Genomic DNA, 536 nt, shown 5'->3' with positions numbered 1-536 from the left:
GAGCTGACCAGTACTAATCGGTCGAGGGCTTATCCTAAAAGCTTTCTGAAGGAAAGCTACTTCGAAAGCATATGCTATAAATTGCAAAGATTGTTTCGTATCTAGTTTTCAGGGAGCAAATCCTTGAGGGAAACCTAAACGCTTGTTTCTTGATTCACACTTCGGTGTTGAACCCAAGCAAACGCGAAGAGCGAATGGATTTTCCGAAGATTTTCGAGAAGCGTAAGCTAAGAAAACCCTGTTTGGTGGCGATAGCGGAGGGGTTCCACACGTACCCATCCCGAACACGACCGTTAAGCCCTCCAGCGCCGATGGTACTTGGACCGCAGGGTCCTGGGAGAGTAGGACGCCGCCAAGCAAAGTTTTAATAATCTGGGACACCCAGTTTATTGATACCTAATTATAATACATATTCCCTGATAGCTCAGTTGGTAGAGCACTCGACTGTTAATCGAGTTGTCACAGGTTCGAGTCCTGTTCGGGGAGCCAGCGGCCCGTTGGTCAAGGGGTTAAGACACCTCCCTTTCACGGAGGTA

General features: G+C 48.1%; 1 tRNA gene and 1 rRNA gene. Both read left to right on the top strand.

Annotation, left to right across the window (positions count from 1 at the left end):
- Window positions 1–241 precede the first annotated feature (241 nt).
- Window positions 242–358: ribosomal RNA gene (rrf, locus tag KJS58_RS24850) — 5S ribosomal RNA — on the top strand.
- Window positions 359–413: 55 nt separating this feature from the next.
- Window positions 414–489, top strand: a tRNA-Asn gene (locus KJS58_RS24845).
- The last annotated feature ends 47 nt before the right edge of the window (window positions 490–536 follow it).

It is taken from the genome of Paenibacillus sp. J45TS6 (assembly GCF_018403285.1).
Lineage (GTDB): Bacteria > Bacillota > Bacilli > Paenibacillales > Paenibacillaceae > Paenibacillus.
Note: the sequence above shows the minus strand (reverse complement) of the source record. Positions and strands in the feature narration are given on the sequence as shown.